The organism is Micromonospora sp. C51 (genome assembly GCF_018070435.1).
GTDB lineage: Bacteria > Actinomycetota > Actinomycetes > Mycobacteriales > Micromonosporaceae > Micromonospora > Micromonospora sediminimaris.
In genome coordinates this window covers 1-18,121 of the sequence record NZ_JAGPXQ010000047.1, presented here as the reverse complement: position 1 = coordinate 18,121, position 18,121 = coordinate 1, and the positions used below count along the sequence as shown (strand labels likewise).

General features: G+C 71.2%; 20 protein-coding genes and 2 pseudogenes. 5 read left to right on the top strand and 17 right to left on the bottom strand.

What is annotated here, in order from left to right; translation table 11 throughout:
* Nucleotides 1–33: 33 nt before the first annotated feature.
* The 5 genes and pseudogenes from frr to KBX50_RS28470 form a co-directional block, all read right to left on the bottom strand.
* Nucleotides 34–591 carry a ribosome recycling factor gene (gene frr / locus KBX50_RS28490; RefSeq protein WP_093402027.1) on the bottom strand — a complete coding sequence of 186 codons (558 nt, stop codon included), beginning with the start codon at nucleotides 589–591 and terminating at the stop codon, nucleotides 34–36.
* Between the two features lie 80 nt (nucleotides 592–671).
* A complete protein-coding gene (gene pyrH / locus KBX50_RS28485) occupies nucleotides 672–1,439 on the bottom strand; it encodes a UMP kinase (protein WP_093401681.1) in 768 nt (255 codons plus the stop codon).
* Between the two features lie 155 nt (nucleotides 1,440–1,594).
* Nucleotides 1,595–2,422: a translation elongation factor Ts gene (gene tsf / locus KBX50_RS28480; RefSeq protein WP_093401682.1), complete on the bottom strand. Its 828-nt coding sequence runs from the start codon at nucleotides 2,420–2,422 to the stop codon at nucleotides 1,595–1,597.
* Nucleotides 2,423–2,555: 133 nt separating this feature from the next.
* On the bottom strand, nucleotides 2,556–3,443 hold the full coding sequence (gene rpsB, locus KBX50_RS28475; RefSeq protein ID WP_210940957.1) for a 30S ribosomal protein S2: 888 nt from the start codon (nucleotides 3,441–3,443) through the stop codon (nucleotides 2,556–2,558).
* Between the two features lie 228 nt (nucleotides 3,444–3,671).
* Nucleotides 3,672–4,626: pseudogene (locus tag KBX50_RS28470) on the bottom strand (hypothetical protein).
* A gap of 143 nt (nucleotides 4,627–4,769) precedes the next feature.
* Between KBX50_RS28470 and KBX50_RS28465 the strand changes: the two are divergent.
* The 5 genes from KBX50_RS28465 to KBX50_RS28445 all read left to right on the top strand — a co-directional run bounded on the left by KBX50_RS28465 (nucleotide 4,770) and on the right by KBX50_RS28445 (nucleotide 10,458).
* On the top strand, nucleotides 4,770–5,132 hold the full coding sequence (locus tag KBX50_RS28465) for a YraN family protein (protein ID WP_210940955.1): 363 nt from the start codon (nucleotides 4,770–4,772) through the stop codon (nucleotides 5,130–5,132).
* Nucleotides 5,133–5,314: 182 nt separating this feature from the next.
* Entirely contained in the window at nucleotides 5,315–6,832 is a 1,518-nt protein-coding gene (locus KBX50_RS28460) for a YifB family Mg chelatase-like AAA ATPase (protein ID WP_210940954.1), read from the top strand.
* The gene (locus KBX50_RS28455) at nucleotides 6,829–8,061 is read left to right on the top strand and encodes a DNA-processing protein DprA (RefSeq protein WP_210940953.1); all 1,233 of its coding nucleotides are present in this window, start codon (nucleotides 6,829–6,831) and stop codon (nucleotides 8,059–8,061) included. The genes KBX50_RS28460 and KBX50_RS28455 overlap by 4 nt, the downstream gene beginning before the upstream one ends.
* Before the next feature lie 111 nt (nucleotides 8,062–8,172).
* Nucleotides 8,173–9,204, top strand: a complete 1,032-nt coding sequence (locus KBX50_RS28450; RefSeq protein WP_210940972.1) for a tyrosine recombinase XerC — start codon at nucleotides 8,173–8,175, stop codon at nucleotides 9,202–9,204.
* A 72-nt stretch (nucleotides 9,205–9,276) separates the two neighbouring features.
* Nucleotides 9,277–10,458: an aminotransferase class V-fold PLP-dependent enzyme gene (locus tag KBX50_RS28445; protein WP_210940952.1), complete on the top strand. Its 1,182-nt coding sequence runs from the start codon at nucleotides 9,277–9,279 to the stop codon at nucleotides 10,456–10,458.
* Here KBX50_RS28445 and KBX50_RS28440 read toward each other — a convergent pair.
* The 12 genes and pseudogenes from KBX50_RS28440 to KBX50_RS28385 all read right to left on the bottom strand — a co-directional run bounded on the left by KBX50_RS28440 (nucleotide 10,346) and on the right by KBX50_RS28385 (nucleotide 18,101).
* Entirely contained in the window at nucleotides 10,346–11,044 is a 699-nt protein-coding gene (locus KBX50_RS28440) for a murein hydrolase activator EnvC (protein WP_210940951.1), read from the bottom strand. The two genes, KBX50_RS28445 and KBX50_RS28440, sit on opposite strands and share 113 nt — an antisense overlap.
* A 211-nt stretch (nucleotides 11,045–11,255) precedes the next feature.
* Complete coding sequence (locus KBX50_RS28435; RefSeq protein ID WP_007075222.1) at nucleotides 11,256–11,579, bottom strand: DUF2469 domain-containing protein; 324 nt, start codon at nucleotides 11,577–11,579, stop codon at nucleotides 11,256–11,258.
* A complete protein-coding gene (locus KBX50_RS28430; RefSeq protein ID WP_210940950.1) occupies nucleotides 11,576–12,388 on the bottom strand; it encodes a ribonuclease HII in 813 nt (270 codons plus the stop codon). Before KBX50_RS28430 ends, KBX50_RS28435 begins: the two co-directional genes overlap by 4 nt.
* Complete coding sequence (locus KBX50_RS28425; RefSeq protein WP_210940949.1) at nucleotides 12,382–12,870, bottom strand: NUDIX hydrolase; 489 nt, start codon at nucleotides 12,868–12,870, stop codon at nucleotides 12,382–12,384. Before KBX50_RS28425 ends, KBX50_RS28430 begins: the two co-directional genes overlap by 7 nt.
* Before the next feature lie 89 nt (nucleotides 12,871–12,959).
* A complete protein-coding gene (lepB, locus tag KBX50_RS28420) occupies nucleotides 12,960–13,595 on the bottom strand; it encodes a signal peptidase I (protein WP_210940948.1) in 636 nt (211 codons plus the stop codon).
* 9 nt (nucleotides 13,596–13,604) lie between these two features.
* Nucleotides 13,605–14,473, bottom strand: a pseudogene (gene lepB / locus KBX50_RS28415) (signal peptidase I).
* 185 nt (nucleotides 14,474–14,658) lie between these two features.
* Nucleotides 14,659–15,015, bottom strand: a complete 357-nt coding sequence (gene rplS / locus KBX50_RS28410) for a 50S ribosomal protein L19 (protein WP_093401691.1) — start codon at nucleotides 15,013–15,015, stop codon at nucleotides 14,659–14,661.
* A gap of 145 nt (nucleotides 15,016–15,160) precedes the next feature.
* On the bottom strand, nucleotides 15,161–15,934 hold the full coding sequence (trmD, locus tag KBX50_RS28405) for a tRNA (guanosine(37)-N1)-methyltransferase TrmD (protein ID WP_210940946.1): 774 nt from the start codon (nucleotides 15,932–15,934) through the stop codon (nucleotides 15,161–15,163).
* Between the two features lie 16 nt (nucleotides 15,935–15,950).
* Complete coding sequence (gene rimM, locus KBX50_RS28400) at nucleotides 15,951–16,505, bottom strand: ribosome maturation factor RimM (RefSeq protein WP_210940971.1); 555 nt, start codon at nucleotides 16,503–16,505, stop codon at nucleotides 15,951–15,953.
* A 2-nt stretch (nucleotides 16,506–16,507) separates the two neighbouring features.
* The gene (locus tag KBX50_RS28395) at nucleotides 16,508–16,741 is read right to left on the bottom strand and encodes an RNA-binding protein (RefSeq protein ID WP_013732101.1); all 234 of its coding nucleotides are present in this window, start codon (nucleotides 16,739–16,741) and stop codon (nucleotides 16,508–16,510) included.
* Nucleotide 16,742: 1 nt separating this feature from the next.
* Nucleotides 16,743–17,204, bottom strand: coding sequence for a 30S ribosomal protein S16 (gene rpsP / locus KBX50_RS28390; protein WP_210940945.1), 462 nt, complete (start codon nucleotides 17,202–17,204; stop codon nucleotides 16,743–16,745).
* 249 nt (nucleotides 17,205–17,453) lie between these two features.
* Complete coding sequence (locus KBX50_RS28385; RefSeq protein ID WP_210940944.1) at nucleotides 17,454–18,101, bottom strand: DUF402 domain-containing protein; 648 nt, start codon at nucleotides 18,099–18,101, stop codon at nucleotides 17,454–17,456.
* Between the last annotated feature and the right edge of the window lie 20 nt (nucleotides 18,102–18,121).

Below are 18,121 nucleotides of genomic sequence, written 5' to 3'. Positions count from 1 at the left end.
AACTTCATGATCAAGCGGGCGGTGACCTCGGCGTCAGACTTCCAGGAGTTCGGACTCCTTGTGCTTGACCAACTCGTCGACGTGCGACACGTAGCGCTGGGTCAGGTCGTCCAGTTCCTTCTCCGCGCGACGGCCCTCGTCCTCGCCGACCTCGCCGTCCTTGACGAGCCGGTCCAGCTCTTCCTTGCCCTTGCGGCGGATGTTGCGGATGGCGACCTTCGCCTCCTCACCCTTGTGCCGGGCCACCTTGATCATGTCGCGACGGCGTTCTTCGGTCATCTGCGGGAGCAGGATGCGCAGCTGGTTGCCCTCGTTGTTCGGGTTGACCCCGAGGTCCGAGTCGCGGATCGCCTTCTCCATCGCGTTGATCTGCGAGTTGTCGTACGGCTTGATGATGGCCATCCGCGGCTCGGGAACGGCCACCGACGCCATCTGCGTCAGCGGGGTCGGGCTGCCGTAGTAGTCGATGATGACCTTGGAGAACATGGCTGGAGTCGCGCGACCGGTGCGGATGGCGCCGAACTCCTCCTTGGCGTGCTCGACCGCACGCTCCATCTTCTCCTCGGCCTCGAGGAGGGTGTCGTCGATCACCGGTCTCCTCGCCTCCTTCTTGTGCTCGTCGTGGGCTTGTCGGGTCACCGGGACCGCCGAGATCGCCGTCGGCGGTCGGCTCAGGTGGTGATCAGCGTGCCGATCTTGTCGCCACCCACGGCCCGGACGATGGTGTCGTCGCCCTGCGCGCCGAAGACCAGCATCGGCAGGCCGTTCTCCATGCAGAGGCTGAAGGCGGCCGCGTCGGCGACCCGGAGGTTGCGACGCAGCACCTCGGAGAAGGTGATCGAGTCGAACTTGCTGGCGGTCGGATCGATCCGGGGATCGGCCGTGTAGACGCCGTCCACGCCGTTCTTGCTCATCAGCACGACGTCCGCGTGGATCTCCAGCGCGCGCTGGGCGGCCACCGTGTCGGTGGAGAAGTACGGCATGCCCGCGCCGGCGCCGAAGATGACCACGCGGCCCTTCTCCAGGTGCCGGATCGCCCGCAGCGGGATGTACGGCTCGGCCACCTGGGCCATCGTGATGGCGCTCTGCACCCGGGTCTCGATGCCCTCCTTCTCCAGGAAGTCCTGGAGGGCCAGGCAGTTCATCACCGTGCCGAGCATGCCCATGTAGTCCGCCCGGGCGCGGTCCATGCCCCGCTTCTGCAACTCCGCGCCACGGAAGAAATTGCCGCCGCCGACCACCACGGAGACCTGCACACCCCGTCGTACCACGGTGGCGATCTGCCGGGCGATTGCCTGCACCACGTCCGGGTCGACGCCGATGGCGCCACCACCGAAGACCTCACCGGACAGCTTCAACACCACCCGCCGGGCCCGGCCGGGCGGTGGTGCCGTCGGATCGTCCGCCGCCAACGTCCGGTCACTCACAACCTGCGTCATCCGCCCGTCCTTCCCCCACTGGCGCGCTCAGGTGCGCGTACCTGCCGCTGCCGACCTTATGGGACGAGGAGGCCGCGGTGTGTGTCGCGTACACCGGCGGCCTCCTCGTCTCGTCGTTGCTCCCAGCCCACGGGCGCGGTGCGCCCCGAGCCGGCTCAGGCCTGGCCGACCTCGAACCGCACGAAGCCGGTGACCTCGATGCCGGCCTCGGCCAGCACCTGCTTCACCGTCTTCTTGTTGTCGGTCACCGAGGACTGCTCAAGCAGGACGAAGTCCTTGAAGAAGGAGTTGACCCGGCCCTCGACGATCTTCGGCAGCGCGGCCTCGGGCTTGTTCTCCTCGCGGGCGGTCTGCTCGGCGATACGCCGCTCGGACTCGACGACCTCGGCCGGCACCTCGTCGCGGGTGAGGTACTGCGGCCGCATCGCGGCGATCTGCATCGCCGCGCCACGCGCGTCGGCGTCGCCCGCCTCGTCGGCCTTGCCGGTGTACTGCACCAGCACGCCCACCGCCGGCGGCAGGTCCTGCGCCTTACGGTGCAGGTAGACCGCGACCGTGCCGTCGAGCTTGGCGAAGCGGTTGAGCACCAGCTTCTCGCCGATCTTGGCGGACTGCTCCTGAACCAGGTCGGCGACGGTACGGCCGTCGATCTCGGTGGCGAGCAGCTGCTCGGCGTTGCTGACACCGGCGCGCTCGCCGTGCTCGACCAGCTGCTGCGCCAGCGCGATGAAGCTGTCGTTCTTCGCGACGAAGTCGGTCTCGCAGTTGAGTTCGAGCAGCGCCTTACCGGAGTGCGCGACCAGACCGTTCGCGGCGGTCCGGCCGGCCCGCTTGCCGACGTCCTTGGCGCCCTTGACGCGCAGGATCTCGACGGCCTTGTCGAAGTCGCCCTCGGCCTCGGTCAGGGCCTTCTTGCTGTCCATCATGCCGGCGCCGGTCAGGTCGCGGAGCTTCTTGACGTCCGCGGCGGTGATCTGGGACATGGCTCTCTCTTCGGTGTTGAGACTGCGTGGAATGGTCTGAGGTGACGATTACCCGGTTCCGAGAGGTTCGTGCCCGGTCTACCCGCCGCCGGTCACCGTCGGTGAAACGGACGGTGACCGGACGGCGGTACGGTCACTGGCCGGAGACGGCGGCCGGCTGCTCGGCCGCGGGCTGCTCGGCGGTCGGCTGCTCGGCGGTCGGCTGCTCGGCGGTCGGCTGCTGCTCGGCGGCCTTCTTCGGCTCCTCGAGCAGCTCGCGCTCCCACTCGGCCAACGGCTCGTCGGTGGCGACACCCGCTTCCGGCTTCTCGTCGCCGCCCCGGCGACGACCGGAGCGGGCGATCAGGCCATCGGCCACGGCAGCGGCGACGACCCTGGTCAGCAGCTCGGCCGAGCGGATCGCGTCGTCGTTACCCGGGATCGGGAAGTCGACCTCGTCCGGGTCGCAGTTGGTGTCGAGCACGGCGATCACCGGGATGCCCAGCTTGCGGGCCTCGTCGACGGCGATGTGCTCCTTCTTGGTGTCGACCACCCAGACCGCGGCCGGGAGCTTCTGCATGTCCCGCAGACCGCCCAGGGTGCGGGTCAGCTTGATCTTCTCGCGGGAGAGCTGCAGGGTCTCCTTCTTGGTGTAGCCGGCGGCGGTGCCGCTGAGGTCACCGAGGGCCTCCAGCTCCTTCATCCGCTGCAGCCGCTTGTACACCGTCTGGAAGTTGGTCAGCATGCCGCCGAGCCAGCGGTGGTTGACGTACGGCTGGCCGACGCGGGTCGCCTGCTCGGCGATCGCCTCCTGTGCCTGCTTCTTCGTGCCGACGAAGAGGATGCTGCCGCCCTCGGCCACCGTGTTGCGCACGAAGTCGTACGCCTTCTCGATGTAGTCGAGGGTCTGACGCAGGTCGATGATGTAGATGCCGTTACGCTCGGTGAAGATGAAGCGCTTCATCTTCGGGTTCCAGCGCCGGGTCTGGTGCCCGAAGTGAACACCACTTTCCAGCAGCTGACGCATGGTCACGACGGCCATGATTCGTACTCCTAGCGGTCCCTGGTTGTCTCGCCCGGCCGGCGGCCGGGCGTCCTGGTGCCCGGTCGTCGACCATGGTGGGCCCGACCGGGGTCGGGACCAGGGAGGCCGCCGCCGCACGACGACTCGTGAGGAGGGCACGCGAGGTCGACCGCACGAGGCGGTCGCCGGTTGACCAGTGTACGCGCCCTCCCGACCGTGCCACGCCCGGGTGCGGCGAGACTCCGCTCAACCGGCGGCGATCGCGGCAACCAGGAAGAGCGCCAGGCCGACCGTCAGGTACGCGGTCGGCGGTCGCAGCCATCCGCGCGCGCCGTCGCTCAGCGACAACCCGGTCGTCCGTAGCCCGTAGAGGCCGGCCGCGAAGATCGGCAGCCCGCAGACCAGGAACGTGCCCGCCAACACGTCCCCGGCGGCGACCGGGTCGGCGGTCGCGCCGTGCAGCAGTACCCGCAGCGCAGGCAGCTCGAAGATCACGACCAGCACGGCGAAGAGCACCGCGAGCACCGGACGCCGCGTCCGGTAGACGCCGTCCCCGGCCGGCACCCCGGGCTGGACGCCGCCCGTCGGGTGACCAGGGGTCGGGTGACCCGCTGCCAGGTGACCCGTCACCGGGTGAGCGGTCACGGCGTCGGCGGAGCCGGGCGGGGCCTCCCCCACCGGTGGTTCCGTCCGGGGGGCCACCGACGGCACCGGCCCGGTTGGCTGCTCCAACGGGTTTGTCACCTCGGGCCCACGTTTGGCCCCGACGATCGGGTATCCGGCCAGCGCGGCGCGGGTCGGATCGGCCGACACCGGCGCCCCGCCGCTGGTCGGGCCCGCCTCGCGGGCGGCACGCCAGCCGGAGCGATCGACCGGCAACTCACCGGAGACGTCCGGTTCCGCCGGTTCCGCCCGGCGGGAACGCGACGCCCGGTAGCGCTCGGTCTCCGCCGCGACATCCCCGAGCGGATCTGTCAGGGCACCGGGTCGCGGAGAGCCGTACCGGTCGTCATCGTCGCCGCGCTGCTCGGGTACCGCGTGCGGCTCGTCGCCGGGGTAGTGCCCCGCTCCCACCGGACGCCACTGCGGGTCCGCGTAGCCACCCTCACGGTCGCCCGGATACCAGCGCGACTCCTGGTCGTCGAAACTGCGTCGTCCGTCCACGCCCGGCACCGTATGCGACCGGCGGTTCGTGCGCCATCCGACCCCGCACCTGACCAGGGACAAAGGCCGCTTTAGCACATCTAGGCCATGATCGTCCGTTCGTCCACAACACCCTCGGCTGTCCACAGGCCAGCAGGGCGGGGTCGCCGCAGGACCCCGTACGGGAGCAGGGTGCCGCTCATGACCAAGCGGAACCAGGCGATCGGCGAGTACGGGGAACGCTGCGCCGTACGTCACCTGATCGAAGCGGGACTGCGCCCGGTTGCCCGCAACTGGCGCTGCCGCACCGGAGAGATCGACATCATCGCCTGGGATGGGCCGGTGCTCGCCTTCTGCGAGGTGAAGACGCGGCGCACCGCGACCTACGGCAGCCCCGCCGAGGCGGTGGTGCCCCGCAAGGCCCGCCGGTTACGGGGGCTCGCCGCTGCCTGGCTCGCCGCCACCGGCACCACCGCCGACGAGGTCCGTTTCGATGTCATCTCGGTGCTGCTGCCCCGCATCGGCCGGGCACACGTCGAGCACGTCAAGGACGCCTTCCAATGAGCGAGCGAAGCGAGGTGGCGCGATGAGCGAGCGCAGCGAGCGAATCATCCGGCACAGCGTGTTGACGGCTCATCGTGACGCCGAGCGAAGCGAGGTGGCGCGATGAGTGAGCGCAGCGAGCGAATCATCCGGCACAGCGTGTTGACGGCTCATCGTGACGCCGAGCGAAGCGAGGTGGCGCGATGAGCTACGCCCGGGTGCTCTGCGTCGGTCTGGTCGGGGTGACCGGGCAGTTGGTGGAGGTGGAGGTGGATCTCGCCGCCGGCCTGCCGGGGGTGGTGATCTCCGGGCTACCCGACACCGCCCTGCACGAGGCGCGCGACCGGGTTCGGGCCGCTGTGGTCAACTCCGGCCAGCGGTGGCCGAACCGCCGGATCACCCTCAATCTGCTGCCGGCGACCCTGCCCAAATTCGGTTCGGCCTTCGACCTGGCGATCGCGGTGGCGCTGCTCGGTGGCTCCGGCGAGCTTCCCCTGTTGCCGTTGGACGGCGTGGCGGTCCTCGGCGAGTTGGGCTTGGACGGCACCGTGCGGCCGGTCCGGGGCGTACTGCCGATGGTCGCCGCGGCGGCGAAGGCCGGCGTTCAACGGGTGATCGTCCCGGCCGGCAACACCGCCGAGGCGGCGGTCGTTCCCGGGCTGCTGGTCCGCGGCGTGGACACCCTGCACCGGCTGGTCGCCTTCGTCCGCGACGGCACGCCGCTGATCGAGCCGCCGGTCGACGCTCCGCCGCCGTCCGCACCCGGTCCCGACCTGGCCGAGGTCGCCGGGCAGGGTCTGGGCCGCCGCGCTCTGGAGGTCGCCGCCGCAGGTGGCCACCACCTGGCACTGATCGGTCCTCCGGGAGCGGGCAAGACGATGCTCGCCGAGCGACTGCCGTCGATCCTGCCGGAACTGGACGACGAGGCCGCGCTGGAGGTCACCGCGGTGCATTCGATCGCCGGTCTGTTGCCGGCAGGTGGCCAGTTGATCCGGCGCCCACCGTTCCAGGCACCTCATCACACCGCGACCGTCCCCTCGATCGTCGGGGGCGGGTCAGGGCTCGCCCGGCCCGGTGCGATCTCGCTCGCCCACCGCGGGGTGCTGCTCATGGACGAGGCGCCCGAATTCAGCAAGGCGGCGCTGGAGGCACTGCGTCAGCCGTTGGAGCACGGCCGGGTGCTGCTGGCCCGCAGCCGGGGCAGCGCCGAGTACCCGGCCCGCGCCCAACTGGTCATCGCGGCCAACCCCTGCCCGTGCGCGAACCCGGCCGGCGACGACCGATGCGAATGTCCCCCGCTGGCCCGCCGTCGTTACCTCGGCCGGCTTTCCGGTCCGCTGCTCGACCGGATCGATCTCCAGGTGCGGCTACCACCGATGCGCGCCGCCGAACTGATGGAGACGACCAGTCACGAGTCCTCAGCGGTGGTCGCCCGGCGGGTGGCTGCGGCACGGGCGGCGGCGGCCGAGCGCTGGGCACCGCTGGGTCGGCGGCTGAACGCCCAGATACCCGGTCCGGACCTGCGTCGAGCGCCGTGGCGACTGCCCGGTCGGGTCACCGTCGAGCTGCGGTCCCGGCTCGACTCCGGGTCGCTCTCCGCCCGCGGATTCGACCGGGTCGTCCGACTCGCCTGGACGATCGCCGACATGGACGGGCGGGCACGGCCGGACGCGGGGGACGTCGGCGAGGCCATCGCACTCAGGACGGGAGAGCGCATATGAGCAGTCACGAGGAGTTGGCCCTGGCGCGGGTGGCGTTGACCTGGTTGACCGAGCCGGGTACGCGGTCGGTGCACAGGCTGGTCGACGAGTTCGGTCCGGTGGGCGCGCTGGACCTGCTGCTGGACGGCGGAGCACCACAGCAGGCGCTACGCGAGTCAGTGGCGGCGCGCAGCCGTGCAGGTGATGCCAGGGTGGTCGCCGCCGAGGCGTTGCGGCGCGCCGACCGGCTCGGTGTCCGGGTCGTCATCCCGGGCGACGACGAGTGGCCCGGGACGGTGGAGCAGCTGCGCACGCTTTGCCTGACGGACGCCCGTCGCCGGGTGGACGTCGAGACCGCACCGCCGCTCTGCTTCTGGGTACGCGGCTCGTGGCCGCTGGCCGAGGCGCTGGACCGGTCCGTGGCGGTGGTGGGATCCCGAGCCGCCACGGCGTACGGCACCCACATCGCCACGGATCTGGGCTACGGCCTGGCCGACCGGGACTGGACCGTCGTTTCCGGCGGCGCGTTCGGCATCGACGCCGCCGCGCACCGCGGGGCGCTGCACGCCGGTGGTCTCACCGTCGCGGTGCTCGCCTGCGGTGTGGACCGCGCCTATCCGATGGGCAACGCGGCGCTGTTCGACCGGATCGCCGACACCGGTCTGCTGGTCAGCGAGTGGCCGCCAGGCGCGGAGCCGCTGCGCCCCCGCTTCCTCATCCGCAACCGGGTGATCGCGGCGGGCACCCGGGGCACCGTGCTGGTCGAGGCGGCGGCCCGCAGCGGCGCGACGCAGACCACCCGGCGGGCCATCGCCCTGGGTCGACGGGCGATGGTGGTGCCGGGCCCGGTCACCTCGGCGATGTCGGTGGGCGCTCACGAGGTGCTTCGGGAGCATCCGGAGGCACGGCTGGTGACCGGCCTCGCCCAGGTGCTGGAGGAGGTGGGTCGGATCGGCGAGTTGGCCCCGGTGCCGCGTGGGCCCGAACGCCCCACCGATCTGCTCGACGACGACGCCCGGTCGATCGTGGAGGCGATGCCGCGACGCGGCCGTATCGGTGTGGACGCCCTCGCCGCGCGGGCCGGCCTTGCGGTCCGCACGGTGTTGCGCAAACTGCCGCTGTTGGAGGAGTTGGCATTGGTGGTGCGCCGGGAAGACGGTTACGCCATGGTCACGCCCAGCCGGCGGTCCACCCGGCCCGGACCGGCACCGGGCGGGCGGATGGGCGGTGACGCCCCACTACCCGCCTGATCACGTCCGGCTGAGCGCGCCACCTGTTCGCCGTCCGGGCGTCCCGATCGTAGGGTGGTTCCCGTGGGCAGCATCGGCGGGCAGGGGCGGGCCGCCAGCAGCACCCGGGCGATGCACGACGCGCTGCCGGCGCCGCTGCGGGACGCGGTGGACGAGTTCGCGGGGCATCTGGCCTCGGTGCGCAACCGCTCGGCACACACCGTGCGGGCGTACGTCGCCGATCTGGTGTCGCTGTTCGATCATGCTGGACGGATGGGCTGCACCGAGGTGGCCGAGCTGAGCCTCGACACGGTACGCAGCTGGCTGGCCCGGCAGCGCACGACCGGCGCCGCCCGCACCTCGCTGGCTCGCAGGGCCGCCACGGCCCGGACCTTCAGCGCCTGGGCTCACCGGCAAGGGCTGCTGCCCACCGACGTCGCCGCCACGCTGGCCAGTCCACGACCGCGCCGGAGGCTGCCCACGGTGCTTCGTCCCGAGCAGGCGGTCCTGCTCGTCGAGAAACCCGCAAGCCATCCGGCCACACCGCCACCCAGCGGGCCGACATCCGACGGCCCGACACCCGGTGGGCCCGCACCGGGCACCGGTCCGGCGACCGCCGAAGGCTCACCCGCGACAGGTGCGTCCGACAGCACCGGGGCGGCGGTACGACTGCGCGACCGGATGCTGCTCGAACTGCTCTACGGCACCGGGGTACGGGTCAGCGAGGCGTGCGGGATCGACACCGCCGATGTCGACCAGCATCGGCGGGTCGTCCGGGTACACGGTAAGGGTGGCCGGGAGCGGACGGTGCCGTACGGGCTGCCCGCGCAACGCGCCCTCGACGACTGGCTGCGGTACGGGCGGCCGGTGCTGGCGGTCCCCGATTCCCGTGATGCGCTGTTGCTCGGTGCCCGTGGTGGCCGACTGCATCCGACCACGGCCCGCCGGATCGTCGCCGGCTACGCCGAGGCGGCGGGCCTGCCCCGGACCAGCCCGCACGCGCTACGCCACTCCGCCGCCACCCACCTGCTCGAAGGCGGGGCGGACCTCCGGGCGGTACAGGAACTGCTGGGACATTCCTCGCTGGCCAGCACCCAGATCTACACCCATGTCTCGGTGGAACGACTCCGGGCCGCCTACCGTCAGGCCCACCCGCGCGCCTGACACCCGCCGCGCACGCAGGACCGCCCGAGCGAGGCGGCCCACGCGAGGGCACCAGGCGACTATGATCATCGGGTGAGCGTCCCGCCGCCGCCCGAGCCGATCACGGGTGCCCGTCTGCTCTTTTCGCTCGACCCGGCGGTCAGTCATCTCAACCACGGCTCGTTCGGGGCTGTCCCGATCGTGGCGCAGCGGGCCCAGCAACGGCTGCGTGACGAGATGGAGGCCGACCCGCTGCGCTTCTTCGCGCAGGGCCTGGTCGACCGGATCGCGCACACTCGCCGGCATCTGGCCGGGTTCCTCGGCTCCGATCCCGACGGCAGCGCCCTGACCACGAACGCCACCACCGGTGCCGCCGTGGTGCTTCAGTCCCTCGGGCTGCGGCCTGGTGACGAGGTGCTCACCACCGACCACGGCTACGGTGCCGTCGACTACTCCATCCGCCGGGAGTGCCGTCGCACCGGGGCGACGCACCGGGTCCTGCGGGTGCCGCTGACCGCCACCGACGAAGAGGTGGTGCAGATCGTGCGAGACGGGTTGCGTCCGGGCCGTACCCGCCTGCTGGTGGTAGACCAACTCACCTCGGCCACGGCCCGGCTGTTCCCGGTCGCCGCGATCGTCGGGGTCGCCGGGGAGCACGGCGTTCCGGTGCTGGTCGACGCCGCGCACGCACCGGGCATGCTGCCGGCATCGGTGAGCAGCATCGGCGCCGACTTCTGGGTGGGCAACCTGCACAAGTGGGGGTACGCCCCGCGCGGCACCGCCGTGCTCGTGGTGGCAGCCCCGTGGCGGGACCGGATCGAGCCGCTGGTGGTCTCCTGGGAACAGGAGTCGGGGTTCCCTGCTCGGCTGGAGTGGCAGGCCACCTCGGACTACACGTCCTGGTTGAGTGCTCCGGCGGGTCTCTACACGCTGCGCAGCCTCGGCGTCGACCGGGTACGTGCGCACAACGCCGGACTGGCCGCGTACGGGCAACGGGTGGTGGGGGACGCGCTCGGCGTGCCGCCGGCCGACCTGCCCGACCCCGGCGGACCGACGGTGGCCATGCGGCTCATTCCGTTGCCGGCGGGCCTCGCCACGACCCTGGACGCTGCCCGGGCGTTGCAGACCCGGATCGCCGAGCGGCTCGCCACCCAGGTCGCGGTCACGACCTGGAACGGACGCGGCTGGCTGCGGCTGTGCGGCCAGGTCTACAACACTCCCGAGGAGTACGAGCGACTGGCGGTCGGGTTGCCCGGTCTGCTCGCCCAGCGGTGAGCGGACGCACCCGGGCGACGACGGGGTCACCGACGGGCAGCAGTCGGACTCGACCGAGGCCGAGCAGAGCCAGCGGGTCGAGATAGTCGTCTCCCTGGCGCAGTCCCCAGTGCAGGCACGCGGCGGCGGGACAACCGGAGTGGCCGGGCAGCAGCGTGCCCAGGGGTGCCCCGGCCGGCACCACCGTGCCCACCGTGACGGCGGGTTGGACCGGTTCGTAGGTGGTCCGTAGACCGCCGGCGTGGCCGACGGTGACCACCGGCCGATCGGCGACCATGCCGGCGAACAGGATCGCACCGGCGCCGGCCGCCCGGATCGTGGTGGCGGCCGGGGCGAGCAGGTCGACTCCCCGATGACCGGCCAGCCACGGCCGGGGCGGCGGGTCGAACCGGCGAACCGGCCGCGGTACGCCGTCGATCGGCCACCGGAACGGCCTGGTGTCGGCGATGTCCGGTGTGGCATCCGCCTGGGGCGCGGCTGGAGAAATCGATCTCTCGCTCGACACGGCCGCACCGCCCGCCGATCCGGATGGTGTCAGCAGCAGAAGCGTCGTGAGGCCACCAAGTATCGGCATCCGTGGTCGCATACCGTCGAGCCTGGCCGGGTCCTTCGACCTTCGCCGCCCCGGACGGTCCACCTGTGGATGACCAGGCATCCTGTGGACAGTCCACGCACGAGCTGATGATCTGCTATGAGCAGCTGTCGGACACTGACCTCCGGGAGGAGCACAGTGGACGGGGCACGGGACGATCGCGGCGGGTGGGGGTCCGCCTTCGCCGCCCTCAGGGGTACGCGGTTCAGCCGCCGAAGCCGGAGTCGGCGGGTAGGGAGATGTCCGGCTTCTCCAACTCCTCGACGTTCACGTCCTTGAACGTCATCACTCGGACATTCTTCACGAATCGCGCGGGACGGTACATGTCCCAGACCCAGGCGTCGTGCATCTCGACTTCGAAGTAGACCTCGCCGTCGGAGTTGCGAACGTGCAGGTCCACCTGGTTGGCCAGGTAGAACCGGCGCTCCGTCTCCACCACGTAGGAGAACTGACGGACGATGTCGCGGTACTCCCGGTAGAGCTGGAGCTCCATCTCGGTCTCGTACTTCTCGAGATCTTCCGCGCTCATCGCACTCCGCCTTCCATGACCACATCTTCCCCCACCGGCGCCGGAGGCCGAGGCTGCTCGCCCAACGCCACGCCGACGGTACCCCCTGCCGCGCCGGAGCGCTCCATCGGCTCTTCCCGGCTTGCGCCCAACGGTCGCCGAGAGCGGGGTGGCCGGTCGCCGAGCCCGGAGACGGCGGCCACATTCACGTACGAGAAACGATGTTCCGGGCACGGCCCGCGCTCGCGCAGCGCGGCGGTGTGCTCGGCGGTGATGTACCCCTTGTGCTCGGCGAACCCGTAGCCGGGATGCTCGGCGTCCAGATCGACCATGATCCTGTCCCGGGTGACCTTCGCCAGCACGCTCGCCGCCGCCACGCAGGCGGCCACCCGGTCGCCCTTCCACACCGCGAGCCCGGGCACACCCAGGCCGTCGACGCCGAACCCGTCGGTCAGCACGTACTCCGGCCGGACCGCCAGCGAGGCCAACGACCGGCGCATCGCGGCCAGATTGCACACGTGCAGCCCCCGGGCGTCGACCTCGTCGGCCGGGATGACCACCACCGCGTACGCCAGCGCGCGCTCGACGACCTCGTCATGGATCCGTTCCCGGCTGGCCGGGGTCAGCAGCTTGGAATCGGCCAGCCCGTCGATCTCGCCCCGTCGGCCCTCCGGCAACACCACGGCGGCGGCGACCAGCGGCCCCGCGCAGGCGCCGCGGCCGGCCTCGTCGGCGCCGGCGACGTACCGGAAGCCGCGCCGTTGCAGGGCCCGCTCCAACGCGTAGAGCCCGGCCTCCCGGCGTACCACGGTGCGGGGTGGAGTCAGCATGCCTGTCCCTCGCTGCCAGCCGTCGTGCCGGCCAACGCGCGGCCCAGCACCTCTGCAAGGTCAAGTGGGTAGCAGCGCTCCCCGGTGCCGCGCAACTCGTCCGCCGTCCACCACCGGTGACCGACCACGCTGCCCCGCTCCACCTCGCTGAACCCCGCCGTGTCGACCTCGTGCGCCGCCACCCGCACCAGGAAGAACTGCTGCTCCTGCCGGTACCAGACGCCGCCGAAGGAGAACTCGGTGACGTCGGCGTGCACCGGCTGGCCGACGTCGGTCACGGTCAGCCGCAGCCCGGTCTCCTCGGCCAACTCGCGGACCGCGCCCTCGGCGTACGTCTCCCCCGGATCCAGTCCCCCACCGGGGGTGAACCACCACCGGCCGTGTTCCGGGCGGGCGGGATCGAAACCTCGGAACAGCAGCAACCGACCGCTCGCGTCGACAAGCAGGACGCGAGCGGCACACCTCGGGGTGTAGACGGTCACCGCACCAGACTGCCAGACTCCTGCGACGCCGCCCACGCCCCGGCACAACCGGCGCTGCCCGTCGTCGGCGGAGCAGCGGGCGGCCCTGGTCAGGACTGCGGAATCGCGTCGAACTCGTCCGGCACGGTCAGGATCCGGGCCCGGTCGAACGGCCAGAAGATGGTGAACGCCCGTCCCACCACGTCGTCCTCGGGGATGGTCGCCGACTGGATGTTCTGCCCCGACTGCTGGTAGTGCTCCAGCGAGTCCCCGGAGGCGGACCGGTGGTCGCCCATGACCCAGAGCCGACCCTCGGGCACCTGCACGTCGAACTCCTGGTCCGCCGGCTTGTCCCGCTGACCGTCGACCGAGAAGATGTACGGCTCGTCCAGCGGGGTGCCGTTGATCAGGAGGCGGTCCTGGTCGTCGCAACAGACCACCCGGTCGCCGCCGACGCCGATCACCCGCTTGATGAAGTCCTCTCCCGCCGGATTGCCGCTCCATTCCAGCGGCGCCTTGAAGACGATCACCTCGCCGCGATGCGGCGAACGGGTGTGGTAGACGAGCTTGTTGACCAGTACCCGATCGTCGATCTGGAGCGTGTTCTCCATGGACGGCGACGGGATGAAGAAGGTCTGCAGTACGAAGGCGCGTACCAGTACCGCGACCAGGATCGCCACCCCGAGGAGGATGGGGAGTTCCTTCCAGAAGGAGTGGCGCGGCTTGTCGGTCTGCTCGTCAATCACGGAAGGAGCCTACGTTGCCCGATCGAGCGCCACCGTCCGGAACGCGCGAGAACGGATAGTGTGGCCGCAATCGGGAGGAGCAGGACGACACCTCCGTCGGGGTCGGGGCGTACCGGGGCCGCCCCACCCGCCGTGGGGGGTGGGGCGACCGTGGCGAAGGTCTCGGGGATCGGCAGCGAATGCCAGCGGTCGGACGGCCAGACCACCGCGAACGCCCGTCCGACCACGTTGTCGATCGGTACGGTGCCCTGACACCGGGCGTCCAGCGAGACCTGCCGGTGGTCGCCGAGGACGAACATGTGACCGGGCGGGACGACGATCTCCGCGAACCGCCGGGAGCGGCACTCCTGTGGATTCGGTGGGACATCCAGAGGCGAGTCCCGCAGCACGTACGCCGACTCGTCCAACGGAGTGCCGTTGACCAGCACCCGCCCCTGGTCGTCACAGCAGCTCACCCGGTCCCCGGGCAGCGCGATCACGCGCTTGATGAAGTCCTTCTCGCCCGGACGGCCGACGCCGATCAGATCACCGATGGTGCGGCCGAGCTTGTCGGCGAAGGTGGTCGGCGGCTGCGCATCCACCTGCGGAACCCACTGGTCGGTGCCCCGGAAGACCACCACCTCGCCCCGCTGCGGGTTCCGGACGTTGTAGACGACCTTGTTGACCACCACCCGGTCACCGACGAGCAGGGTGTCTTCCATCGACCCGGAGGGGATGAAGAACGCCTGGAGGAGGAAGGTACGGATCAGCACCGCCAGGCAGAAGGCGACGATGAGCAGCAGCGGCAGCTCCTGCCAGAGCGGCATCTGCCGTTTACCGCGCCGGGTGCGCCGACGCCACGGATCGGCCGCACCGCTGTCGTCAAGCGCCTGTACCACGCTCACTCCCCGGTCCGCAGAAACAACTACCGCCCGGGAACCTCGTCGAGGCTCCCCGGGCGGTAGTGGAGGTCACCCGCCACACAGGAGGCGGGTCACCGCCGCGCTGCGCCCGTACGACCAGGGTAGTGCGACCTGGGCGGTACGGCATACGCGCAGCTCGGGCGGCGTGGCGTGGCGCGACGTCAGCTCGGCTGCTTCTCGCGCAGCTCCTTGATCTTGGCCTTCTTGCCCCGCAGCTCACGCAGGTAGTAGAGCTTGGCCCGGCGGACGTCACCGCGAACCACGACCTCGATCCGGTCGATCGCCGGGCTGTTGATCGGGTACGTCCGCTCTACGCCGACGCCGAAGCTGAGCTTGCGGACGGTGAAGGTCTCGCGCAGCCCAGCGCCCTGGCGGCGGATGACGACGCCCTGGAAGATCTGGACCCGGGACCGGGCTCCCTCAACCACCCGGGCGTGCACCTTGACGGTGTCACCGGCACGGAAGTCGGGCAGGTCGGTGCGCTTCGACTGGGCGTCAAGGGCGTCCAGGATGTTCATCGCTGCGTCCTCGTGAGGCTCACGGCGCACCGTCACTCGGCGCGCGGATGGGTGATACTGATCCCCGGGTGGTGGCCGGTGCGGACCGACCCCGGTCGGAGATCCTCGCAGCCGCCCACGGGCGCAGACGACTGCGGCAACCCCCCTACTTTGCCACATCCGGTCCGGGCACCTGAAATCCGGCCCGGTCCAACGCCGCCACGTCCCGTTTGTCCAGGCTCTGCGGATCCAGCCCGGTGAGCATGTCCGGCCGGCGGTGGCCGGTGCGGGCCAGCGCCTCGTCGCGACGCCAGCGGGCGATCCGGCCGTGGTCGCCGGAGCGGAGCACCTCCGGCACCGGCAGTCCGCGCCAGGTCGCCGGCTTCGTGTACATCGGCGCTTCCAGCAGCCCGTGCGCGTGGGACTCCTCGGCCAGCGAGCCGGCGTTGCCGAGCACCCCCGGCAGCAGCCGGGTCACCGCCTCCAGGATCACCAGCACCGCCACCTCGCCGCCGAAGAGCACGTAGTCACCGAGGCTCACCTCGGTGATCGGCATCCGCGTCGCCGCATGATCGAGAACCCGCTGGTCGATGCCCTCGTACCGGCCGCAGGCGAACAGCAGGTGCGGCTCGTCGGCCAGCTCGTGGGCCATCGCCTGGGTGAAGGGCACGCCAGCCGGCGACGGCACCAACAGCCGCGGCGGGGTCAGCTCCGCTGGCGCCAGGGCGTCCAACGCCTCGCCCCACGGCTCCGGCCGCATCACCATGCCGGGTCCGCCGCCGTACGGGGTGTCATCGACGGTGCGATGCACGTCGTGGGTCCAACCGCGCAGATCGTGTACGGCCAGCCGCAGGGTGCCGTTGGCCCGCGCCTTGCCGATCAGCGACAGGTCCAGCGGGGCGAAGTACTCCGGGAAGATCGACACGATGTCGACGCGCATCAGGGGACTCCGCCAGCTAGAGATCGAGCAGGCCGCCGGGTGGGTCCACCACGACCCGGCCACCGGCGAGATCGACCTCGGGGACGATCGCCTTGACGAAGGGGATCAACGCCGTCTGCCCCTCGGGGCGCCGCAGCACCAGCAGATCGGAGGCGGGAGCGTGGTCGATCCGGGCCACCTCACCCAGTCGCTCGCCGGTCGGCGTGACCACCGCCAGCCCGACCAACTGATGATCGTGGAACTCCTCCGGATCCTCGGGCGGGGCGACCTCAGCGCTGTCCACCGCGAGCAGGGTGCCCCGCAGCGCCTCGGCGACGTCGCGGTCCAGCACCCCTTCGAAGGCGACCAGCAGCCGCTCCTGGTGCCGACGCGCGGACTCGACGATCAACGTGTCGGGCGTCCGGAACAGCACACCGGGAGCGTCCGGTGCGGGCTGGGCGGCTTTCACCCCCGGCACGGTGCTCAACACCATGCCGGGGGCGAAGCGCGTCTCGGGCTCGTCGGTACGCACCTCCACGGTGACCTCACCGCGGATTCCGTGCGGCTTACCGATCCTGCCGACGATGAGCAGCATCAGTACGAGTCGACGATGTCGACGCGTACGCCGCGCCCACCGATGGAGCCGATCACCTGGCGCAGCGCCTTGGCGGTCCGACCGGACCGCCCGATCACGGTGCCCAGGTCCTCGGGATGCACCCGGACCTCCAGCCGCTTCCCTCGACGGGAATCGACCATCCGGACGCGGACGTCGTCGGGGTGGTCGACGATGCCCTTGACCAGGTGCTCCAACGCCGGCCGCAGCGCCATGTCAGGCCTGCTCGCCGGAGTCCGCGGCGGGCTGCTCCTCGGCCTTCGGGGCCTCCTCGGCCTTCGGCGCCTCGGCGGCCTTGGCGGCCTTCTTCGCGGGCTTGGCGGGGGTGTCGGCCACGCCTGCGGCAGCCTTCGCCTCGGCCTCGTAGGCCGCCTTGCGGTCGGCCCGCTCGGCAGCGACCTTCAGCGGCGGCGGGGCCGGCAGGCCCTTGAACTTCTGCCAGTCACCGGTCAGCTCCAGCAGCCGCTGCACCGCCTCGCTGGGCTGGGCGCCGACGGAGAGCCAGTACTGGACCCGCTCCGACTTGACCTCGATGACCGAAGGGTCTTCCTTCGGCTGGTAGATGCCGACGAACTCGATCGCCCGGCCGTCGCGCTTGGTGCGCGAGTCGGCGACGACGATGCGGTACTGCGGGTTGCGGATCTTGCCCATCCGCAGGAGCCGGATCTTTACGGCCACGGTTGTTTCGCTCCTGTTGCGATCTCACCGACCCGGTACGGGTGGTGTGCACGGGTGAGCGCCAACCGGCACAGTGGGGTTGGGCCGGAGACTGCTCGGGTGGACTGGCGACGTGCCCGGGTTAGAGGGCGCCGGACACGCGCCGGATACCAGCCAGCCATTCTGCCAGATCCCCACCGGAACGTTCACACCGCACCGGCCAGGGTCACCCGAGGCGGGGCTCACGTGACGAAGAACACATGAATCGGGTCAGCGTGCCGGCGGGCGATTCCAGCCTTCGGGCAGGCGGTCGGGGGTCGTCCAGTGTGCCGGCGGGGTGAAGTCGCACCAGGTGCCGTCGAACGGGAAGACTCCCGCCTCGGCCAGCGCGATCACCCGTTTACCCTCGGCCCGCACCGCCGCCTCGTCGGTCACCCAGTAGTGCTCCGGGAAGGCCAGCCGCTCGACGAACTCGTCCTCGTCCTTCCACTCCCAGCTGCGGTCCGGACGGACCCACACGTCGAGGTCCTGGTCGACGATGTCCACACCGGCCAGCCCGCCGTCGTCCCAACGGACGCCCGATTCCTCCAGGTTGACGTACCAGCCGGCGAAGCGGCCCCGCACGTCGCGAAACCACCAGACGGAGTGGGCCGCGCCGGTCGGCAGGAACTTCAACAAGGGTGGGCCGTTCCAGCGGCCCTGCGCCAGCCGGTAGGTCGGGGTCAGCCACTCCCGGAAGGGCACCGCCCGCATGCCCAGCCCGGCCTCGTTGACCTCGCCGGCCACCGGCGTGCCCTCGGCCACCCAGAGCAGCAGCCCCCGCTCGTCGTCGCTGACCACCCGCGCCGGCCGGACCCAGCCGATCCGACCCCGCCGCACGTTGCGGTGCACGACCAACCGCCCCGGCTCCAACCTCACGCCCCGACCTCCTCACCATC